This window comes from Streptomyces nanshensis (assembly GCF_001751255.1).
GTDB classification, from domain to species: domain Bacteria; phylum Actinomycetota; class Actinomycetes; order Streptomycetales; family Streptomycetaceae; genus Streptomyces; species Streptomyces nanshensis_A.
Window position 1 is genome coordinate 1 of record NZ_LJGW01000379.1, and the last position, 2,521, is coordinate 2,521.

Here is a 2,521-nt window from a genome sequence, read left to right on the forward strand (position 1 = left end):
CACCACGGCGCGCGCCCTGACCGGTGCCCGCGGCCGCCCCGGGTTCTCCCGCCGGCCGGGCCGTGGCGTCCCGGGCCAGCTCTCCGGCCGGCTCTCCCGTCCGCTGCACGGGACGACCGGCGCACTCGATCTGCACCGGCTGCGCGGCGCCCTCGCCCGGTTCGCGGCCGTCCCCTCCGACCGGCTGCTCGCACGTACCGAACTCCCCGCCGCCCAGGCGCTGTCGGCGCGCGGACTGCCCTCGCGCACCGTGGGCTCGGTGGTCCGTCCGCTGCTGTCCGCGCTGCTGTCCGACCCGGCGCTCACCACGTCGAGCCGGGTCGCGGATCTGACGCTGCGCGGGTTCGTACGGGGCGGCTGCGCTCTGCCGGCGGGCGGCCTCGCCGAGGTCCCGGCGCTGCTGGCGGGGGCGCTGCCGGAGGGCACCGTACGGACGGACGTCACCGCCGTCTCCGTCACGACGAACTCCGTCACGACCCGCGACCACGGCACGCTCGCCTGCCGCGCGGTCGTCGTGGCGACCGGCGCCGCGGACGCGGGCGAACTGCTTCCGGGGCTGCGGGTGCCGGACTTCCACCCCATGACGGTCCTGCACCACGCGGTCGACGAGGTGCTGCCGCTCTCGCGCTCGCTGCTCGTCGACGGGGACGCCGCACGCCAGGGCCCCGTCTCGCACTCGTGGGCGGCCTCCGCCGTCGATCCGGACCGGGCACGTCCGGGGCGTGCGGGACTGGTGACCTCGGTGGTGCTGGGCGCCGCCGCGAGCGAGCCGACCGCCGCCCTGGACTCCGCCTCCCGCGCACAGTTGGCCTCGCTGCACGGGGTGCCCGCGGGACGCTGGAGCCTGCTGGCGGCTCATCACGACCCGCGGGCGGTCCCGGCCATGCCGCCGCCGCACGATCTGCGGCGCCCCGTACGGGTGTTGTGCGGGCTGTACGTGTGCGGCGAGCACCGCGACACCAGTACGGCACAGGGCGCGCTCGTCTCGGGGCGGCGGGCCGCGCACGAGGTGCTGCGCGACTTCGGGCTGCCGCTGCCGGAGGGCGACCGCTCGCTCAGCACCGCGGCGTGATCACCCGGCGCCGTTCCCCTCCCCGGTCCCGTTGCCGGTCCCGCTTCCGGTCCCGTCCCCCTTCGCGTCGCCGTCCAGCGAGGTGTCCGAGTCCGTACGGTGCGGCACCGGACGCGGCCGGGGCGCGGTGGCGCCGAGCCTGCCGCTCTGGAAGTCCTCGACGGCCTGGATGATCTCCGCCTTGGTGTTCATCACGAACGGGCCGTACCGGGCGACGGGTTCGCGGATCGGCAGCCCGCCCAGCAGCAGGACCTCCCAGCCGGTGCGGCTGCCGTTGTAGTCCTGGCCGTCGGCCGCGCGCAGGGTCAGCGCCTCGCCGGGCCCGAGCACCGCGAGCTGGCCCTCGGCGAGGGGCCGCTGCTCGGTGCCGACAGTGCCGCGTCCGGCCAGTACGTACACCAGCGCGTTGAAGTCCTCCGGCCAGGGCAGCGCGAGTCGCGCGCCGGGGCTGACGGTGGCGTGGACGTAGGTGATGGGCGTACGCGTCATGCCGGGGCCGCGGTGTCCCGCGAGGTCGCCCGCGATGAGCCGCAGCAGGCTGCCGCCGTCGTCGCCCGCGAGCAGGACCGTCTGCCCGGCGGTGATGTCCTGGTACTGGGCCGGGGTCCACTTCAGCGCCTTGGGCAGGTTGACCCAGAGCTGTACGCCGTGGAAGAGGCCGCCCTTGGCGACGAAGTCCTGCGGCGGCAGCTCGGAGTGGAGCACTCCGGCGCCCGCGGTCATCCACTGGGTGGCGCCCTCGGTGATCAGGCCGCCGCCTCCGGTGGAGTCGTTGTGCTCGAAGGCGCCGTCGAGCATGTACGTCACCGTCTCGAAGCCGCGGTGCGGGTGCCACGGGGCGCCCTTGGCCTCGCCCGGTCCGTACTCGACGGCCCCGAGGTGGTCCAGCAGCAGGAACGGGTCGGCGGCGGCGAGGTCCGTGCCCGGGAACGGCCGCCGCACCTCGAAGCCTTCACCTTCGAGCTGCCGCCGTGCGGTGACGGTACGGGCGACGCCGCGCCAGCGGGTGCCGTCGGCGACGGGCGAGGGGACGCGCGGCAAGGTGAGGATGTCTGCGGTGACGGCGGGCATGGTGACCTCCTGGATGCGGGTGGTGCCGTGCACACCGTGGAATGTAGTTCAGGATTCAATTATTCCCGTGGGATCGAAGCGCGAAGGACCGGATCCAAGTGGGGCCGGACCGGGCCGAGTTGGCTCGGCGTCGGCTCAGCCGTCCGCGGGCCGCCGGGCGCGGTAGCGGGGGCGGGCGCGGAGTTCGACGCCCGGGAGCTGCGGCGCGGGCAGCGCCGGACCCTCGTAACCCGTGACCGCGCCGAAGCGGCCGTCGCCGCCGCCCTCGCGCTCGGCCTCCCATGCGGCGCGGGCCTCGACGATCTCCTCGTGGCTGCGGGCCACGAAGTTCCACCACATCACCAGCGGCTCGTCGAAGGGCACGCCGCCGAGCAGCAT

Annotated in this window: 3 protein-coding genes; 1 reads left to right on the forward strand and 2 read right to left on the reverse strand. The window is 75.4% G+C overall.

Going from position 1 to position 2,521, the window contains the following annotated elements; translation table 11 throughout:
- Positions 1-1,072 (forward strand): FAD-dependent oxidoreductase (locus AN218_RS23365; RefSeq protein WP_141747680.1); only part of this gene is annotated, 1,072 nt, incomplete at its 5' end.
- Here AN218_RS23365 and AN218_RS23370 read toward each other — a convergent pair.
- Both AN218_RS23370 and AN218_RS38415 read right to left on the reverse strand, forming a co-directional pair.
- Positions 1,073-2,143, reverse strand: a complete 1,071-nt coding sequence (locus AN218_RS23370) for a pirin family protein (protein WP_079132499.1) — start codon at positions 2,141-2,143, stop codon at positions 1,073-1,075.
- A gap of 135 nt (positions 2,144-2,278) precedes the next feature.
- A partial coding sequence (locus AN218_RS38415; protein ID WP_275936993.1) for a pirin-like C-terminal cupin domain-containing protein occupies positions 2,279-2,521 on the reverse strand: 243 nt, incomplete at its 5' end.